The sequence below is a fragment of the Streptomyces sp. NPDC053069 genome (assembly GCF_044546895.1).
Classification (GTDB): domain Bacteria; phylum Actinomycetota; class Actinomycetes; order Streptomycetales; family Streptomycetaceae; genus Streptomyces.
Genome location: NZ_JBITZN010000003.1, coordinates 335676 through 351881, shown reverse-complemented (window position 1 = coordinate 351881; position 16206 = coordinate 335676). Strand labels below are relative to the sequence as shown.

Here is a 16206-nt window from a genome sequence, read left to right as displayed (position 1 = left end):
AGCGCTCCCGCAGACCTTACGTAACCCAAGGAGTCGATCCACCATGGCGAGCGATGCGCCGACCGCCCACGCGTCCGACCTCGACTGGCTGCTGAGCGGCCTCGTGCAGCGCGTACCGCACACCACCAGCGCGGTGCTGCTGTCCTGCGACGGGCTTGTGAAGTCCGTGCACGGTCTCGACATCGACAGCGCCGACCACATGGCGGCCCTGGCCTCCGGCCTGTACTCCCTCGGCCGCAGCGCGGGCGTCCGGTTCGGTGACGGCGGCGACGTCCGCCAGGTCGTCGTCGAACTCGACTCGACCCTGCTGTTCGTCACCACCGCCGGCTCCGGCACCTGTCTCGCCGTGCTCGCCGGCCGGGAGGCCGACGCCGCCGTGCTCGGCTACGAGATGGCGATGCTCGTCAAGAGCGTCCGGCCCTACCTGGTGACCGCGCCCCGGCAGCACGCCGCCGAACCCACGGCGACGAGGCCTTGAGGGTGGCCGCAGCCGGCGACGGGCCCTGGCTGGACGACGCGGCCGGACGGCTGGTGCGCCCGTTCACGGTCAGCAACGGACGTACCAAGCCCAGCATCGCCCTGGACCTGATGTCACAGGTGATGGTCACCGGCGTCACCCCGCTCGGCTACCTCGGCCCCGAGCACGCCCAGGCGCTCGACCTGTGCCGGTCACCGGTCTCGGTCGCCGAGGTCGCCGCACATCTCAAACTGCCCGCGGTGGTCACCAAGGTGCTGCTCTCGGACCTCGTCGACTGCGGGGCGCTGACCACCAAGCCCCCCGTTTTCCACCACACACCCACTGACCGGTCTCTGCTGGAGGCAGTGCTCGATGGACTACGACGACAGCTCTGACCCGTTCCCCACCGCGCTGAAGATCCTGGTGGCGGGCGGGTTCGGGGTCGGCAAGACGACCTTCGTGGGCGCGGTCAGCGAGATCGCGCCGCTCAGTACCGAGGAGCTGCTCACCACGGTCAGTGTCGGCACGGACAGTCTCGACGGCGTCGAGAACAAGATGGAGACCACCGTAGCCATGGACTTCGGCCGGATCACCCTCGATCCGGACCATGTCCTCTACCTGTTCGGCACACCGGGGCAGGAGCGGTTCTGGTTCATGTGGGACGAGCTGTCCGAGGGCGCGCTCGGCGCGGTGATCCTCGCCGACACCCGCCGGCTGCAGGACTGCTTCGCGGCCGTGGACTTCTTCGAGGAGCGCGGGCTCGCCTTCATCGTCGCCATCAACGAGTTCGACGGCGGCTACCGCTACGACCCCGCGGAGGTGCGTGCCGCCATCGACCTCGACCCCGAGGTCCCCGTCGTCCGCTGCGACGCCCGGATCTCCAGCTCGGGCGTGCAGACCCTGCTCACCCTCGTACGCCACCTGCTCGCCCACGCCCCGGCGCCCGCGCCGAGCCATGGCGCCCACATGTGATCCCGCCCTCTAGCCCACGGAGCCGCCCCATGAGGTACGCCCACAGCGCCGGAGCCCGGCCATGACCTACGAGCCGCCCCGGCCGGTCCGGGGTCTGCTGCTCACCCCCGAGGACAAGGAGGCCCCCGCGCGCGTCCACCGGTTGCGCCTGCTCGGCCTGGCCGACCGTCCCGACCCGGCGCTGGACGCCTTCGCGGACCATCTCGCCCGGCTCACCGGCGCGCCCTACGCCATGGTCAACTTCATCGGCGAGGACCTCCAGTTCTTCGCGGGCCTGTGCGTCCCCCTCCTCGCCCCGTTCGTCCGGGAGGACGGCAGCAGGCCGCAGCTGGGCCGGGTCCTGCCGCGCGACCACGGGTTCTGCCCCCATGTGGTGGTCCGCCGCAAGGCACTGGTGCTCGAGGACGTCCGCGACTATCCGCGGTTCGCCGGAAACCCGGTCGTGGACGAGTACGGCATCCGCTCCTATCTCGGCGCCCCGCTCATCGACAGCTCCGGCATGGCGCTCGGCACCCTGTGCGCGGCCGACACGGCCCCCCGGACCTGGGGGAGGGAAGGCCTGGAGGCCATCAAGGCGCTGGCCGCCGATCTCGTCGTACGCCTCGAACGAAGCGCCGAGGACGGCCTGCCGCTGTGAGAGCACCGGCATTGCCTAGGCTCCCGGTACCCGGGGCGTGAAGGAAAGCTGAGGCGGCGGTTAAGAAAAGCTCGATGGACCCGCGCCCCGCGCATACGGCAGATTGCAGGGTGATTCCACCCCTCTGACCCGGTGCGGGCTTCTTCGGCATGCCCGCGGGCCGGGACCTCACCCACAGGAGCGGCACGCGTGAAGGCGCTGGTCAAGGAGAAGGCGGAGCCGGGGCTCTGGCTGACGGACGTCCCTGAGCCCGAGATCGGTCCGGGCGACGTACTGATCAAGGTCATGCGGACCGGTATCTGCGGCACCGACCTGCACATCCGGGCCTGGGACGGCTGGGCGCAGCAGGCGATCCGCACCCCGCTCGTGGTCGGGCACGAGTTCGTCGGGCAGGTCGTCGAGGTCGGGCGGGACGTGACCGACATCCGTATCGGCGACCGGGTCAGCGGCGAGGGCCATCTGGTGTGCGGCAAGTGCCGCAACTGCCTGGCCGGCCGCCGCCACCTGTGCCGGGCCACCGTGGGCCTCGGTGTGGGCCGCGACGGTGCCTTCGCCGAGTACGTCGCCCTGCCCGCCTCCAACGTATGGGTGCACCGCGTGCCCGTCGACCTCGACGTCGCCGCGATCTTCGACCCGTTCGGCAACGCCGTGCACACCGCGCTGTCGTTCCCGCTGGTCGGCGAGGACGTCCTGATCACCGGCGCCGGACCGATCGGCCTGATGGCCGCCGCCGTCGCCCGGCACGCCGGCGCCCGCAACGTCGTCGTCACCGACGTCAGCGAGGAGCGCCTGGAGCTGGCCCGCAAGATAGGGGCGAGCCTGGCGCTGAACGTCGCCGAGTCCACCATCGCCGACGGCCAGCGGGAGCTGGGCCTGCGCGAGGGCTTCGACATCGGCCTGGAGATGTCCGGCCGCCCCGAGGCCATGCGGGACATGATCGACAACATGACGCACGGCGGGCGCATCGCCATGCTCGGCCTGCCCGCCGAGGAGTTCCCGGTCGACTGGTCCCGGATCGTCACCTCGATGATCACCATCAAGGGCATCTACGGCCGCGAGATGTTCGAGACCTGGTACGCGATGTCGGTGCTCCTGGAGGGCGGCCTGGACCTCGCCCCCGTGATCACGGGACGGTACGGCTACCGCGACTTCGAGGCCGCGTTCGCGGACGCCGCGAGCGGCAAGGGCGGCAAGGTCATCCTCGACTGGACCGCGTAACTCCCCTCACCCGCAAGCACCTTCAGGAGAGCACCCCCATGTTCGACACCGTCCGCGACGACCTCCGTACCACCCTCGAAGAGATCCGGGCCGCCGGACTGCACAAGCCCGAGCGGGTCATCGGCACCCCGCAGTCCGCGACCGTCGACGTCACCGCCGGCGGCCGGCCCGGCGAGGTCCTCAACTTCTGCGCCAACAACTACCTCGGCCTCGCCGACCACCCCGAGGTCATCGCCGCCGCCCACGCCGCGCTCGACCGCTGGGGCTACGGCATGGCCTCCGTCCGCTTCATCTGCGGCACCCAGGAGGTGCACAAGGAGCTGGAGGCCCGGCTGTCGGCGTTCCTCGGCCAGGAGGACACGATCCTGTACTCCTCCTGCTTCGACGCCAACGGCGGTGTCTTCGAGACGCTGCTCGGCGAGGAGGACGCGGTGATCTCCGACGCCCTCAACCACGCCTCGATCATCGACGGCATCCGCCTGTCCAAGGCCCGCCGCTTCCGCTACGCCAACCGCGACCTCGCCGACCTGGAGGCCAAGCTCAAGGAGGCGTCCGACGCCCGGCGCCGCCTGATCGTCACCGACGGCGTCTTCTCCATGGACGGCTATGTCGCGCCCCTGCGCGAGATCTGCGACCTCGCCGACCGCTACGACGCTATGGTCATGGTCGACGACTCGCACGCCGTCGGCTTCGTCGGCCCGACCGGCCGCGGCACCCCCGAGCTGCACGGCGTCATGGACCGCGTCGACATCGTCACCGGCACCCTCGGCAAGGCCCTCGGCGGCGCGTCCGGCGGCTATGTGGCCGCCCGCGCCGAGATCGTCGCTCTGCTGCGCCAGCGCTCCCGGCCGTACCTGTTCTCCAACACCCTCGCGCCGGTGATCGCCGCGGCCTCCCTGAAGGTCCTCGACCTGCTGGAGTCCGCCGACGACCTGCGGGTCCGGCTGAACGAGAACACCGCGCTGTTCCGCCGCCGGATGACCGAGGAGGGCTTCGACATCCTCCCCGGCGACCACGCCATCGCGCCCGTGATGATCGGCGACGCGGCGAAGGCGGCCCGCATGGCCGAGCTGCTGCTGGAGCGGGGCGTGTACGTGATCGGCTTCTCCTACCCGGTCGTCCCGCAGGGCCAGGCCCGCATCCGCGTCCAGCTGTCCGCCGCGCACTCCATGGACGACGTCAACCGCGCGGTCGACGCGTTCGTCGCGGCGCGCGCCGAACTGGAGGCCTGACCAGGGCGTACGCCCTGGGATAATGGAGGGCATGATCGAAGCACGGCGGCTCCACATCCTCCGTGCGGTGGCCGACCACCGCACGGTCACCGCGGCGGCCGCCGCGCTCTATCTCACCCCTTCGGCGGTCTCCCAGCAGCTGACCGCACTGGAGCAGGAGACCGGACACCGGCTGGTCGAGCGCGGTGCCAAGGGCGTACGGCTCACCCCGGCCGGCGAGATCCTGCTCAGCCACACCAACGCCGTCCTCGCCCAGCTGGAGCGGGCCGAGGCGGAGCTGGCGGCCTACGGCTCGGGCGAGGCGGGCACGGTCACCGTCGCCGCCTTCGCCACCGGCATCGCCCAGGTCGTGGCCCCGGCCGTGGCCCGGCTGGCGCACACCGCGCCCGGCATCCGCATCCGCGTGCAGGACGCCGAGGGTGACGCGAGCCTGCCCATGGTGCTGGACCGGCAGGTCGATGTGGCGGTCGCCGTGGAGTATCGCGGCGCCCCGCCCGCCGACGACCCCCGGCTCGCCCACCTGCCGCTGTACGCCGAGCCGTTCGACGCGGTCGTGCCCCTCGGACACCGCCTCGCGGACGCCGCCGAGATCCCCCTGGCCGAGCTGGCCAAGGACGCCTGGATCGGCCCGTACCCCGGCAACCCCTGCCACGACGTGGTCGTCCTCGCCTGCGAGCACGCCGGCTTCCAGCCCCGTCTGGAGCACTCCTCGGACGACTTCCGCGCCGTCGTGGCCCTCGCCTCGGCCGACGTGGGCGTGGCCCTCGTACCGCGTTCCGCCCTGAACGGCATGGACCTCACCGGCGTGGTCGTACGCCCCGTCGACGGCGTGGCGCCCACCCGCCGTGTCTTCGCCGCCGTACGGCGCGGTGCCGAGGGGCACCCCCTGATCCGGCCCGTGCTGGAGGCGCTGGGCCGGGCGGCGCAGGAGGCGTGAGGGTTCCGTAACGCAGCCGTCTCGTATCAGGGATACCGTCCCGAATATGAGAGACCCGCAGGATCCCCCCGACACAGGACTCGACACCCGGCTCGGCGCCCGGCTGGCCGCACTGCGCACCCAGCACGGCTGGTCCCTGGGAGAGCTGGCCGAGCGCAGCGGAGTGAGCCGGTCGACCCTGTCGCGCGCCGAGCGCGCCGAGATCAGCCCCACCGCCGCCGTGCTGAACCGGCTCTGCCATGTCTACGGCCGCACCATGTCCCAGCTGCTCAGCGAGGTCGAGGCGGGCCCCGAGCCGCTGGTCCGGGCCGCCGACCAGCAGATCTGGCAGGACCCGGGCTCCGGTTTCGTCCGGCGGGCCGTGTCCCCGCCGCACACCGGACTCCGCGGCGAACTGGTCGAGGGCCGGCTGGCACCGGGCGCCGACGTCGCCTACGACCGCCCGCCCGTGACCGGGCTGGAACAGCATCTGTGGGTCCTCGACGGCGCGCTGGAGGTGACCGTCGGGGAACAGGCCCACCACCTCGGCACCGGCGACTGCCTGCGGATGCGCGTCTTCGGCCCGACCCGGTTCCGGTGCGGCGGAGCGGTCGGGGCGCGGTACGTGCTGGCGGTGGTGCGGCCGTGAGGGTGGAGCGCTGGACCGGCACACACGTGCGCGCGCATGCCGAGGAGTTGGCGGAGCTGCTGGCCGACACCGTGGCCGGGGGTGCCTCGGTCGGCTTCCTCGCCCCGCTCGCGCACGCGGACGCCGCCGCCTGGTGGCGGGAGCGGGCGGAGGCGACGGCGGCGGGCCGGCTCGCCCTGTGGGCGGCCCTCGACGACACCGGCCGGCCGGTCGGCACCGTGAGTCTGGTCCACCCCGACAAGCCGAACAGCCGCCACCGCGCGGAACTGGTGAAGCTGATGGTGCACCGCTCCGTGCGCGGCCAAGGGCTCGGCCGCCGCCTCCTCGGCACCGCCGAGACCGCCGCTGCCGCCGGCATCACCCTGCTCCACCTCGACACCGAGACCGGCAGCCCCGCCGAGCACCTCTACCGCTCGGCCGGCTGGACCCGGGCCGGCACCATCCCCGACTACGCGGCGAGCCCGGCGGGCGAGTTGCGGCCCACGACGCTCTACTACAAGCGGCTCGGCGGGTGACTGTCAGTGGCAGGAGCTACGGTGCCTTGCATGCCGGACGCACAAGACGTACGCCGTATCGCCCTGTCCCTGCCGGACACCACGGAGAAGATCGCCTGGAGCATGCCCACGTTCCGGGTCGCCGGGAAGATGTTCGCGACCCTGCCCGAGGACGAGACGTCCATCGCCGTGCGCTGCCCCAAGGTCGAGCGCGACGAGTTGGTGCTGGCCGAGCCGGAGAAGTTCTGGATCGCCGACCACGAGGCCCAGTTCGCCTGGGTCAGAGCGAGACTCGCCGCACTGGAGGACGAGGACGAGCTGCGCGACATCCTCACCGACTCCTGGCGGCAGGCCGCCACGCCCCGACTCCTCGACGCCCACCCTGAGTTGGGGCTGCCGCCCGGAGAGTGAACGTCCCCGCACCGGCCGCAGTCGCCGGGTGCCGCCGTGTGCGGGTGCGACCGCCGCGGCTAGGCGGCCCGCACGAACTGCCTGATCCGCTCCCGAAGGCTCGCCGGGTCCAGGCCGTGGGCGGCGACGTGTTCCTCGATGGTGCCGTAGCGGCGCAGCTCGCGGCGGCCGACGCCGAGGCCGAGCACCCGGTGCGGCACGTCGGCGAGCGCCTCGCTCACCGCGGCCGTCGACGTCCCCGCGAGATACGGCTCGACCAGCACGACGTCGGTACCCGCAAGCTCCGTCGCGCGGCGCAGCCCCGCCGAGTCGAAGGGCCGTACCGTCGTCGCGTACAGGACGGTCATGTCCAGACCCTCCGTGGCGGCGAGGACGGCGTCCAGCACCGGTCCGACGGCTGCGACGACACCCGAGCGGCCCTCGCGGACGGTCACGAAGTGCTTGCCGTCGGTCTCCCGGGCCTGCCGGTTGGCCTGCAGGGAGAGCCGTACGTACACCTTGTCGTCGCCCGCGGCGACCGCGTGGCGCAGCAGCGTCTCGGCCTCGTCGGGATGCCCGGGCACATGCACGGTCCAGCCGTCCAGCGTGTCGAGCAGTGCCACATCACCGGGAGCCATGTGCGTGAAGCCGCCGGCCGGCCAGTCGAAGGAGGCGGCGGCGCTCACCAGCACCGCCCCGGTGTCCTGGTGTCCCAGATCCAGTTTGACCTGCTCGAACGGCCGCTCCACGAGGAAGCTGGCGAAGGTGTGCACGACCGGCCGCAGCCCGGTGAGCGCCAGTCCCGCCGCCGCCCCGACCAGGAGCTGCTCGCGGATGCCGACGTTGATCACCCGGTCGGGGTGCCGGGCCATGGCCTCGCGGAAGCTGTCCTTGCCGATCTCGGCGAGGACCACCGCGACCCGGGGATCCTCGTCCAGCAGCCGGGAGACGACGGGGGCCAAACGGTCACGCATGGTGTCCATGAAGGGGTGCCCTTTCGGGAGAGCAGGTGAGGGTCAGGGGGCTACGGTGCAGAGTCAGGCGTTCTTCGGTTCCACCCGGGCCACGACCACGTGCGGCCGCCCGGGGTGCGGTGCGGTGAACGCGGTGTACAGGGCCTCGTGATCGCGGCCGTCGACGGTCACCGCGGACCAGCCGGCGGCCTCGAAACGGGCGGCGATGCCGCCGGGGCGGGCGTGGCTGGCGGAGGAGTTGTCGACCACCACGGTGTGCAGCCGCTCCAGGCCGGCGGGCCCGGCGAAGGCGATCGCCTCGTGATTGCTGCCCTCGTCGAGCTCGGCGTCCCCGATCAGCACCCACACCGCGGGGTCGTGCAGCCCCTGAGCCCGCAGACCCAGCGCGCTGCCCACGGCGATCGGCAGCCCGTGCCCGAGCGACCCGCTGCCGATCTCGGCTCCCGGCACCAGCACCCGGTCCGGATGGTGTCCGAGCGGGGAGTCGTAGGACCCGAATCCGGGCAGCCACTCGACGGGCACGAAGCCCCGCGCGGCCAGCACCGCGTAGTACGCCATGGGCCCGTGCCCCTTGCTCAGCAGGAACCGGTCCCGGCCCGGATCCTCCCGCCGCTCCGGCGTGACCCGGAGCACCCGGTCGTAGAGCACCCACAGCACATCGAGCGTGGAGGTGGCCGCCGGGCCGTGCTTCTCGTCGCCCGTCATGAGACTCATCAGGCCGGGCAGGTCGTCATAGCCGTAGGTGCGGCTGTGGTCCGCTGTGATCGTCATGCCGTGATCGTGCAACCTCAACCTAGCTTGAGGTCAATCGACAGCCGTCAACCGGAGAAGCCGTGCGCGACCACCGAGCCGAGTGCGGTATTGTTTCTCTGCGCGTTTCGACCGGGGAAACCCCAGGTCAAACGGCACCGGGACGTGGCGCAGCTTGGTAGCGCACTTGACTGGGGGTCAAGGGGTCGCAGGTTCAAATCCTGTCGTCCCGACTTTGCGAAGTCGCAGGTCAAGGGCTGCTTCAGAGGTATCTGGAGCGGCCCTTTGATCGTTTCCGCTGCCCCCGCCCCCGCCCCCGCCCCCGCCCCCGCACCGCGCGCTCCGGCCGCCCGGTGTGGTTCAGGCCGGCGGACGGTAGGCGGTCAGTGTCACGGTCAGCGTCACCTCGCAGGGCTCGGGCAGCCGTGCGATGCGTTCCTCCAACTGCCCGTCGAGCTGGTGCCAGGCGTTCGGGCCCATCCTCACCAGCTGGGGCAGGGTCTGGTGGTCAAGGGTCATGGTGCCGCGGGTCGCTGTCCGGGCCGTCTCGGTGAAGTGCGCCGCGAACCGGTCCGCCAGCCGCGCGTCCTTCTGCTCGTCCACCCGCAGCAGCCCGAGGGCGTCCACCAGTTCCCGCAGATGACCGGGCTGCGGCGTCACGACCAGAAGGACGCCGTCGGGTCGTAGGATCCGGCGCAGTTCGGCCGGGTTGCGCGGCGCGAAGACGTTGAGGACCACCGATGCGGCCCCGTCGCCGAAGGGCAGCCGGTCCCAGGCGTCGGCCACGACCGCGCTGATGCGGGGATGCGCCCGGGCGGCCCGGCGGGCGGCGAACTTCGAGATGTCGAGCAATATGCCCTCGGCGTCCGGCAGTTCCGACATCACCCGCGCGTGGTAGTAGCCCGTGCCGCCGCCGATGTCGACCACACAGCCGGCGTCCCCGGACGCCGGAGCCGTCTCGCGGGCCAGCGCGGCAAGCGACTCGGCGATCGGCGCGTAATGACCGGCGGCCAGGAAGTCCGAGCGGGCCGCGACCATCTCCGCGGTGTCCGCGCTGAACTTGGCGGCCCCGCGCAGCAGGTTCACGTAACCCTGCTTCGCCATGTCGAAGCTGTGTCCCTCGGCGCACCGCAGTGTGTTCCCGGCCATCGTCACCGTGCCGGAACAGTGCGGACAACGAAGGTAGCGCGCCGCCTCTTTCCGCATACTTCCCCCGTGTCGCTGCCGTTCCGGCCGAGGTCAAGCCTAAGCAATGCGCGAGGCGCCTCGTGTGCCGGGGCCGCCTGTGCGGATCCGTCAGCACCGCGTCCGGGCAAGGGAGTTCGGGAGCTGAGCGAGCGTCAGCCAGGCGCCCCTTGACCGTCGGTCCGGACGGTCAAGGGGGCGCAGGACGGCGGTCCGACCGGCCTGATGGACAGGCGGGTCGGGTGGCCGCCGGCCTCAGTACGTCAGACCCACGTGCGCGAGCGCCTGCTTGAGCAGGACCCCGTGTCCGCCCGGCATCTCGCTCTGCACGGCCGGGGAGGCGGCCTCCTGCGGGCTGAACCAGACGAGGTCCAGCGCGTCCTGCCGGGGGCGGCAGTCGCCGGAGACCGGGACGATGTAGGCGAGGGACACCGCGTGCTGACGCGGATCGTGGTACGGCGTGATGCCCGCCGTCGGGAAATACTCCGCGACGGTGAAGGGCTGCAGTGACGCCGGGACGCGGGGGAGTGCGACCGGGCCGAGGTCCTTCTCCAGATGGCGCAGCAGGGCGTCGCGGACCCGCTCGTGGTGCAGGACGCGGCCGGAGACCAGGGTCCGGCTGACCGTCCCGTCGGGGCCGATCCGCAGCAGCAGTCCGATGCTGGTGACTTCGCCGCTGTCGTCCACGCGCACGGGTACGGCCTCGACGTACAGGATCGGCATCCGGGCCCTGGCCAATTCCAGCTCGTCCGTAGTCAGCCAGCCGGGCGTCGTCTCAGTCATGTCAGACATTGCTTGATCATACTTTCCGGGTGGGGCGTTTGCCGGGGTCATGGGCCGGGGCGTCGTCACCGACGGGCCGTCCGTAGACGCGCCGGGCGTTGTCGCGGCCGGTCCAGGCCGCGATCCGCAGGGCGTCGGGCAGGCTCAATTCGTCCGCGTCGACGCGCGCTTGGAGCAGATCGGCGAGCCCTTGGCGGAAGCAGAGAGCGCCGAGGTGATGGAATTCGGCCACTCCGTAGGCGTCGGAGCTGTACAGCAGTTTGCGGAACGGGGTGATCTCCAGCGCCTCCTCCAGCACGGCCCGGCAGCGGGCCGGGCCTGTGTGGTGCAGAGCGAGACCCACGTCCAGGTACACCTGCTCGAACACCGCGGCCAGGTAGGCGGCCTGGCGGTGGTACGGCCAGCAGTGCAGCAGCAGCACCGGGACCGTGCCGGAGACCAGGCGCAGCCAGTCGGTCAGCAGGGCCGGGTCGGCGTGGTGCAGCCGCAGGTCGGCGTCCCCGAAGCCGGTGTGCAGCTGCAGCGGCAGGCCGAGGTCCACGGCGGTCCACAGCAGGTGCCGTACCAGGACCGGGTCGGCGAGACGGCCGCCGCCCGCGAGCCAGCGCCGGGCGGCGCCGGTCACCTCGCTGTCCGTCGGCCGGGCCGGGTCCAGGGCGAACCCGGTGCGGTAGGCGGCCACCGACTTCACCGCCACCACACCCGGCCGGCGTACGGCCTCCTCGGCGGCCGTACGGAAGGCGGTCGCGAACGCGTCCGGCTCGACCCCCCGCGCGGCCACCGCCTCCGCCAGCCGTTCCAGGCGTACGACCTCGTGGGCGGCGGCGCCCGCGGCCTCGGCCAGCTCGGCGGGCGAGGTGAGCGGGTGCGGGGCGTAGCCGGTGTCCACGAGGAACGCCCCGGCCCGGGCGGCGCGCAGGAAACGGCGGTTGACCTCCCGCCAGCCCAGGGCCGAGCGGCGCGCCACGTAGTCGGCCGCCGGCGCGTGCCGGGGCAGGCCCAGCAGGGGCGCGCAGTGGCGGCGTACGGCCACACCGACGGGGGTGTCGAAGGGCGAGACACCGGGCCAGGCCTCGCCCTCGGTCAGCAGCGAGGCGAACTGCCCGGGCGCGAGGTCGGCCGTCACCGCGCCGTGGCAGTGGTGGTCCACCAGCTCCAGCTCGGCGAGCGCCTCGTGCACCGGCCCCGGCGTGGCCATGGTCAGTACACCCAGCGGTAGGCCGCCGCCACCCGCGCGTCGTCGAGCCCCTCGACGGCCGCCGCCTCGCCGAGCCGTACCGCGGTCACCGCGTCGGCGAGGACCGGGCCCAGCGCCGCCCGCAGCACCTGGTCGGCCCGGAACTCCCGGGCGGCCTGCGGCAGCGACTGCGGCAGCCGCCGTACGCCGAGGGCCGCCGCCTCGTCCGGGCCGTACCGGGCCGGATCGCCGGTGATCTCCTCCGGGAGGGTGAGGGACGAGTCGATCCCGTCCAGGCCGGCGGCGATGACGCAGCCGAGGGCGAGATAGGGGTTGGCGGCCAGATCGACCGGTTTCACCTCCAGGTTGGCGTCCTGCGCCCCGCGCCCCGCCGTGCCGGTGATCATCCGCAGCGCGGCCTCGCGGGTCTCCCGGCCCCAGGCGGTGAACACCCCGGCCCACTGCGACGGCCTGAGCCGCAGATAGCTGACCGGGCTCGGCGCGGTGACGGCCGTCAGCGCGGGCAGGCGGGCCAGGATTCCGGCGGCGAAGGACTCCGCCTCCGGTGTCATGCCGTACCGGCGCTCCCCGCCCGCGTGCAGGTTGACCCCGCCGCGCCAGCAGGACAGGTGCAGATGGCCGCCGTTGCCGACGCCCTCGGCGGACACCGCCGGCGAGAACGACACCCTGAGGCCGTGCCGCTGGGCGACCGCCCGGATCGTCTGCCGTACCAGCACGCTCCGGTCGGCCGCCGCCACCGGGTCCAGCGCGCCCACCGAGACCTCGAACTGCCCTGCCGCGTACTCGGGATGCAGCTGGTCGACGTCCACACCCTGCGCGGCCAGCGCGGCCAGCAGATCGGCGGCGCAGTCGCTCAGCTCCACCTGCCGGATCCCGCCGTACGCCGGACCCGACACCGCCGGCACGAACTCCCCGGCCGGCGCCGAACCGAGCCCGACCGTCCACTCCACCTCGATCGCCGCCTTGAAGGCGAGGCCGTGCCGTTCGGCGGCACCGGCGACGATCCGGCGCAGAAACGTCCGGGCACAGCCGGGGTGCCGCTCGCCCTCCTGGGTGATCCGGTCCACCGGCGCCCACGCCCACCCCGGCTGACCGGCCAGCGCGACCAGCTGGTCCAGGTCCGGATAGAGCCGGAGGTCACCGTCGGGGGAGCCGAGGACGTCGGTGCCGACGATCGAGTCGCCGGCCAGGAAGGTGTCGAACACCGGGGACATGCCGACGCCCCAGGAGACCGCCGCCTCCAGCCGCGCCGCCGGGATCGTCTTCACCCGGCAGACACCCGCGGTGTCCACGTAGGCCAGCACGATCCCGCGCACGTCCTTCGCGGCGAGGCGCGCGGTGAGTCCGGCGACCCGGCGCAGATCCTCCGGCCGTCCGCCGGGCACGGGGTCGGCAAGGGTGGTCATCCGTCCTCCTCGGCCATCTCTCGTCCTCGGCGCCGGCCCGCCGGTGCCGGCGTCAGCGTTTCACGGCCACGGCGCCGTACTGCGGCACCGCGGCGGCCTCCGCCCCGGCGCGCCACTGCGAACAGGGCACCAGACCCGGCTCGACGAGCTCCAGGCCCTGGAGGAAGCCGGCGATCTCCGCGCGGCTGCGGGCGGTGATCGGCGGGGTGGCGTTGGCGTTCCAGAACTCCATTGCGGCCACGTTGCCCTCGCCTCCCACGTCACCGTCGTAGGTCGGGTGGGTGAGGACGAGGTGGCTGCCCGGGGGCAGTGCCGTCATGAGCCGCCGCACGATGTCCCGGGCCTCGTCGGTGTCCAGGACGAAGTTCAGGATGCCGAGCATCATCAACGCGACCGGACGGGACAGGTCCAGGGTGTCGGCGGCGCGCTGCAGGATGCCGTCCGGGTCGCGGACGTCGGCGTCGACGTAGTCCGTGGCGCCCTCGGGCGAGCTGGTGAGCAGCGAGCGGGCGTGCACGAGCACGATCGGGTCGTTGTCGACGTACACGATCCGGGACTCGGGAGCGATCCGCTGCGCGATCTCGTGGGTGTTGTCGACGGTCGGCAGGCCGGTGCCGACGTCCAGGAACTGCCGTGTCCCCCGCTCGGCCGCGAGGAACCGCACCGCCCTGGCCAGGAACTCCCGGTCCGCCCGGGCCACCTCCCGGATCACCGGGAACATCCCGGCGACGTGCTCACCGACCCGCTGGTCGATCTCGTAGTTGTCCTTGCCGCCGAGCCAGTAGTTCCACACCCGGGCGTTGTGTGCCACGGAGGTGTTCAGCTGCCCCGGCCCGGACGTCGGGGAGTGGCTCTCGGTCACGTGGCCGCCCTTCTCCGGTTCTCGGTGTTCCGCCGTCATTGTGCCGCCCGTTGATCGCGCTGTCCCGGGAAACGCGCACCCTGGGCGGTTCCAGACGGTTCCAGGCGTTTCCGGGCGGCCGACGGGCCGTCTCGGCGCATGAGGAACACTGGACCGGTACGCCGTCCCCGACCGGAAGCAGGACATGACCGCCACGCCCGCGCCCCTCCTGAACGTCCCCGGCCTGCCCGCAGGCCCCGCCGACATCCGGCTGATCGTCACCGACATGGACGGCACCCTGCTGGACGACGCCCGGCGGATCCCTGACGGGCTGTGGCCGATGCTCGCCGAACTGCGCCGGCGCGGAGTGCTGTTCAGCCCGGCGAGCGGCCGCCAGTACGCCACGCTGGCGAGGCAGTTCGCGGATGTCGCCGAAGGCATGGTGTTCATCGCCGAGAACGGCACGTACGTGGTCCGCGACGGCGTGGAGCTGAGCTCCGACACGATGGACAGATCTGTCGCCGCCGGGGTGGCCCGTACGGTAAGGCGGCTGGTCGCGGACAGTGTGGACGTCGGCGCCGTGGTGTGCGGCAAGCGAGCGGCGTACGTCGAGCGGACCGACGAGGCGTTCCTGGCCGAGGTCCGCCAGTACTACGTCGCGCACCAGGTCGTCGAGGACGTCACCGCCGTCGACGACGAGGTGATCAAGGTCGCGCTGATCGACTTCGGGCGTGCCGAGCAGACCACCGCCCCGGCCCTCGCCGGGTTCGCCGGCACCCACCAGGTCGTGGTCTCCAGCGAGCACTGGGTGGACGTCATGAACCGCACCGCCAACAAGGGCACCGCGCTGCGCGGCCTGCAGCGGGCCCTCGGCATCACGCCCGCGCAGACGATGGTCTTCGGCGACTACCTCAACGACCTGGAGATGCTCGACGCCGCCGAGTGGTCGTTCGCCATGGCCAACGCCCATCCGGAGGTGGTCCGCAGGGCCCGCCACCTCGCGCCGTCCAACAACGACGACGGGGTGCTGCGGACCGTCTCCCGCGTGCTGGGCCTGTAGCGCCCCGGCTGTTGGTCGGCAGCAGCGCCTGGGCGTGCGGCCCACGGCTTGTCAGCGCCTGGGCGTGCGGCCCACGGCGCCGTACAGGGAGACCGGTCCCGCGCCGTCCGGGGCTCGGCCCTGCGCCACTCGTCGACCGGTACGACGCCCGGCTCCAGCAGGTCGAGCCCCGCGCCACGAGAGTCACTCCGCCCGCCGCGCAGGCGGCGATGCCCTTCTCGACGTTCTCCGGTTCGAAGTCGGCCGTCATCGTCGACAGCACCAGCAGACTGCCCGGCGCCAGCGCGTCGACGAGTGTCGACACCACCTTGAACGCCCGGTTGGCGCGCGCCGCCCGGACGGCTCCCTCTGCTGCTCCTTCGCTCCCACCCGATGCGAGGCGCAGTCCGACACGATCATCCGGCGCGGCGCAGACAGTCTTCGGCCACCTCCTTGTCGAGTGCGGCACGCACCAACGCGGCGGCCAGCGTGGCCGGTTCGGTGTCCTTGGCCAGTCTCGTCAGCTTCTCGGGATCCTTCGGCAGCCCGAGCCGCCGCGCTCCGTCGAGCGCCTTGCCGTCGATGTAGGGCGCGAGTTCGGGCCAGATGCGCTGGGCCTCGCGCAGGAAGATGTCGGCGCCGGCCGGACCGATCCCCGGCTCCTCCTGGAGCAGCCGCTTGAGTTCGCCGGTGTCGCCGTGCGCCTCCTCGTGCAGCCGGCGCAGATCTCCGGCCCAGCGGTCCAGCAACAGCTCGGCACCGTCGCCGAGCTGGGTGGCGGTGCGCTCGTCGTAGCGCCGGTAGCCGCCGCGGCCGAGCGCGTCGACGCGTTGCTGCCAGTCGGCGTCGGCCATGCGGCGCGGGCTGTCCAGGTGGTCCTCGTGCAGGGCCTTCGCGGCGGCCACCGCGACCGAGGCGCGGATCCGGGCGCTGAGCAGCAGGGCGAGCACCAGCAGCCGGTACAGCGGCTGCGGGGTGTCCTTCAGCTTGATGCCCGCCTCCTCGGCGTACGTCTGCCCGTACTCGGACACCAGCTCGCGCAGGACCCTTTCGTCGCGGTTCATG

19 protein-coding genes and 1 tRNA gene are annotated in these 16206 nt (G+C 72.5%); 12 read left to right on the top strand and 8 right to left on the bottom strand.

Going from position 1 to position 16206, the window contains the following annotated elements; all coding sequences use genetic code 11:
- The first annotated feature begins 43 nt into the window (after positions 1–43).
- The 10 genes from ACIGXP_RS08640 to ACIGXP_RS08595 all read left to right on the top strand — a co-directional run bounded on the left by ACIGXP_RS08640 (position 44) and on the right by ACIGXP_RS08595 (position 6986).
- A complete protein-coding gene (locus tag ACIGXP_RS08640; protein ID WP_363219845.1) occupies positions 44–478 on the top strand; it encodes a roadblock/LC7 domain-containing protein in 435 nt (144 codons plus the stop codon).
- Positions 479–480: 2 nt separating this feature from the next.
- Positions 481–852 (top strand): DUF742 domain-containing protein, encoded by a 372-nt coding sequence (locus tag ACIGXP_RS08635; RefSeq protein ID WP_363219846.1) that lies wholly within the window; start codon positions 481–483, stop codon positions 850–852.
- Complete coding sequence (locus ACIGXP_RS08630) at positions 830–1429, top strand: ATP/GTP-binding protein (RefSeq protein WP_363219847.1); 600 nt, start codon at positions 830–832, stop codon at positions 1427–1429. The genes ACIGXP_RS08635 and ACIGXP_RS08630 overlap by 23 nt, the downstream gene beginning before the upstream one ends.
- Before the next feature lie 61 nt (positions 1430–1490).
- Positions 1491–2066 carry a GAF domain-containing protein gene (locus ACIGXP_RS08625; protein ID WP_399765639.1) on the top strand — a complete coding sequence of 192 codons (576 nt, stop codon included), beginning with the start codon at positions 1491–1493 and terminating at the stop codon, positions 2064–2066.
- Positions 2067–2255: 189 nt separating this feature from the next.
- Complete coding sequence (tdh, locus tag ACIGXP_RS08620) at positions 2256–3284, top strand: L-threonine 3-dehydrogenase (RefSeq protein ID WP_363219849.1); 1029 nt, start codon at positions 2256–2258, stop codon at positions 3282–3284.
- A 38-nt stretch (positions 3285–3322) separates the two neighbouring features.
- The gene (locus tag ACIGXP_RS08615; RefSeq protein ID WP_399765634.1) at positions 3323–4516 is read left to right on the top strand and encodes a glycine C-acetyltransferase; all 1194 of its coding nucleotides are present in this window, start codon (positions 3323–3325) and stop codon (positions 4514–4516) included.
- Positions 4517–4547: 31 nt separating this feature from the next.
- The gene (locus ACIGXP_RS08610; RefSeq protein WP_399765631.1) at positions 4548–5453 is read left to right on the top strand and encodes a LysR family transcriptional regulator; all 906 of its coding nucleotides are present in this window, start codon (positions 4548–4550) and stop codon (positions 5451–5453) included.
- 46 nt (positions 5454–5499) lie between these two features.
- Positions 5500–6081, top strand: coding sequence for a helix-turn-helix domain-containing protein (locus tag ACIGXP_RS08605; protein WP_399765628.1), 582 nt, complete (start codon positions 5500–5502; stop codon positions 6079–6081).
- A gap of 2 nt (positions 6082–6083) precedes the next feature.
- On the top strand, positions 6084–6596 hold the full coding sequence (locus tag ACIGXP_RS08600) for a GNAT family N-acetyltransferase (RefSeq protein WP_399766149.1): 513 nt from the start codon (positions 6084–6086) through the stop codon (positions 6594–6596).
- 30 nt (positions 6597–6626) lie between these two features.
- Positions 6627–6986, top strand: coding sequence for an MmcQ/YjbR family DNA-binding protein (locus tag ACIGXP_RS08595; RefSeq protein ID WP_399765625.1), 360 nt, complete (start codon positions 6627–6629; stop codon positions 6984–6986).
- Between the two features lie 59 nt (positions 6987–7045).
- On the opposite strand, the gene ACIGXP_RS08590 is transcribed toward ACIGXP_RS08595, so the two are convergent.
- Together ACIGXP_RS08590 and ACIGXP_RS08585 are read right to left on the bottom strand one after the other, a co-directional pair.
- Positions 7046–7948 (bottom strand): transketolase family protein, encoded by a 903-nt coding sequence (locus tag ACIGXP_RS08590; RefSeq protein WP_399765622.1) that lies wholly within the window; start codon positions 7946–7948, stop codon positions 7046–7048.
- Positions 7949–8002: 54 nt separating this feature from the next.
- Complete coding sequence (locus ACIGXP_RS08585) at positions 8003–8710, bottom strand: transketolase (protein ID WP_399765619.1); 708 nt, start codon at positions 8708–8710, stop codon at positions 8003–8005.
- Positions 8711–8848: 138 nt separating this feature from the next.
- Here ACIGXP_RS08585 and ACIGXP_RS08580 point away from each other — a divergent pair.
- A tRNA-Pro gene (locus ACIGXP_RS08580) sits at positions 8849–8922 on the top strand.
- Between the two features lie 127 nt (positions 8923–9049).
- Here the strand turns inward: ACIGXP_RS08580 and ACIGXP_RS08575 are convergent.
- From ACIGXP_RS08575 to ACIGXP_RS08555, 5 genes are all read right to left on the bottom strand, one after another.
- Positions 9050–9895 carry a putative RNA methyltransferase gene (locus tag ACIGXP_RS08575; RefSeq protein ID WP_399765616.1) on the bottom strand — a complete coding sequence of 282 codons (846 nt, stop codon included), beginning with the start codon at positions 9893–9895 and terminating at the stop codon, positions 9050–9052.
- Between the two features lie 234 nt (positions 9896–10129).
- Positions 10130–10666 carry an NUDIX hydrolase family protein gene (locus ACIGXP_RS08570; protein WP_363219199.1) on the bottom strand — a complete coding sequence of 179 codons (537 nt, stop codon included), beginning with the start codon at positions 10664–10666 and terminating at the stop codon, positions 10130–10132.
- A 7-nt stretch (positions 10667–10673) separates the two neighbouring features.
- The gene (locus tag ACIGXP_RS08565; RefSeq protein WP_363219200.1) at positions 10674–11855 is read right to left on the bottom strand and encodes an amidohydrolase family protein; all 1182 of its coding nucleotides are present in this window, start codon (positions 11853–11855) and stop codon (positions 10674–10676) included.
- A gap of 2 nt (positions 11856–11857) precedes the next feature.
- Positions 11858–13261 (bottom strand): glutamine synthetase, encoded by a 1404-nt coding sequence (locus ACIGXP_RS08560; protein WP_399765612.1) that lies wholly within the window; start codon positions 13259–13261, stop codon positions 11858–11860.
- Positions 13262–13313: 52 nt separating this feature from the next.
- Positions 13314–14123, bottom strand: coding sequence for an SAM-dependent methyltransferase (locus tag ACIGXP_RS08555; protein WP_399765609.1), 810 nt, complete (start codon positions 14121–14123; stop codon positions 13314–13316).
- 184 nt (positions 14124–14307) lie between these two features.
- Between ACIGXP_RS08555 and ACIGXP_RS08550 the strand changes: the two genes are divergently transcribed.
- The gene (locus tag ACIGXP_RS08550; protein ID WP_399765605.1) at positions 14308–15162 is read left to right on the top strand and encodes a Cof-type HAD-IIB family hydrolase; all 855 of its coding nucleotides are present in this window, start codon (positions 14308–14310) and stop codon (positions 15160–15162) included.
- A gap of 395 nt (positions 15163–15557) precedes the next feature.
- Here ACIGXP_RS08550 and ACIGXP_RS08545 read toward each other — a convergent pair whose 3' ends face one another.
- Entirely contained in the window at positions 15558–16205 is a 648-nt protein-coding gene (locus ACIGXP_RS08545) for an endonuclease (RefSeq protein WP_363219204.1), read from the bottom strand.
- Position 16206 lies beyond the last annotated feature (1 nt).

Coding starts and splice junctions, on each gene's coding strand:
- ACIGXP_RS08565 (WP_363219200.1), bottom strand. CDS start 11,855: ATGGCCACGCCGGGGCCGGTGCACGAGGCGCTCGCCGAGCTGGAGCTG.
- ACIGXP_RS08595 (WP_399765625.1), top strand. CDS start 6,627: ATGCCGGACGCACAAGACGTACGCCGTATCGCCCTGTCCCTGCCGGAC.
- ACIGXP_RS08585 (WP_399765619.1), bottom strand. CDS start 8,710: ATGACGATCACAGCGGACCACAGCCGCACCTACGGCTATGACGACCTG.
- ACIGXP_RS08570 (WP_363219199.1), bottom strand. CDS start 10,666: ATGTCTGACATGACTGAGACGACGCCCGGCTGGCTGACTACGGACGAG.
- ACIGXP_RS08590 (WP_399765622.1), bottom strand. CDS start 7,948: ATGGACACCATGCGTGACCGTTTGGCCCCCGTCGTCTCCCGGCTGCTG.
- ACIGXP_RS08610 (WP_399765631.1), top strand. CDS start 4,548: ATGATCGAAGCACGGCGGCTCCACATCCTCCGTGCGGTGGCCGACCAC.
- ACIGXP_RS08560 (WP_399765612.1), bottom strand. CDS start 13,261: ATGACCACCCTTGCCGACCCCGTGCCCGGCGGACGGCCGGAGGATCTG.
- ACIGXP_RS08615 (WP_399765634.1), top strand. CDS start 3,323: ATGTTCGACACCGTCCGCGACGACCTCCGTACCACCCTCGAAGAGATC.
- ACIGXP_RS08545 (WP_363219204.1), bottom strand. CDS start 16,205: ATGAACCGCGACGAAAGGGTCCTGCGCGAGCTGGTGTCCGAGTACGGG.
- ACIGXP_RS08640 (WP_363219845.1), top strand. CDS start 44: ATGGCGAGCGATGCGCCGACCGCCCACGCGTCCGACCTCGACTGGCTG.
- ACIGXP_RS08625 (WP_399765639.1), top strand. CDS start 1,491: ATGACCTACGAGCCGCCCCGGCCGGTCCGGGGTCTGCTGCTCACCCCC.
- ACIGXP_RS08550 (WP_399765605.1), top strand. CDS start 14,308: ATGACCGCCACGCCCGCGCCCCTCCTGAACGTCCCCGGCCTGCCCGCA.
- ACIGXP_RS08575 (WP_399765616.1), bottom strand. CDS start 9,895: ATGCGGAAAGAGGCGGCGCGCTACCTTCGTTGTCCGCACTGTTCCGGC.
- ACIGXP_RS08605 (WP_399765628.1), top strand. CDS start 5,500: ATGAGAGACCCGCAGGATCCCCCCGACACAGGACTCGACACCCGGCTC.
- ACIGXP_RS08630 (WP_363219847.1), top strand. CDS start 830: ATGGACTACGACGACAGCTCTGACCCGTTCCCCACCGCGCTGAAGATC.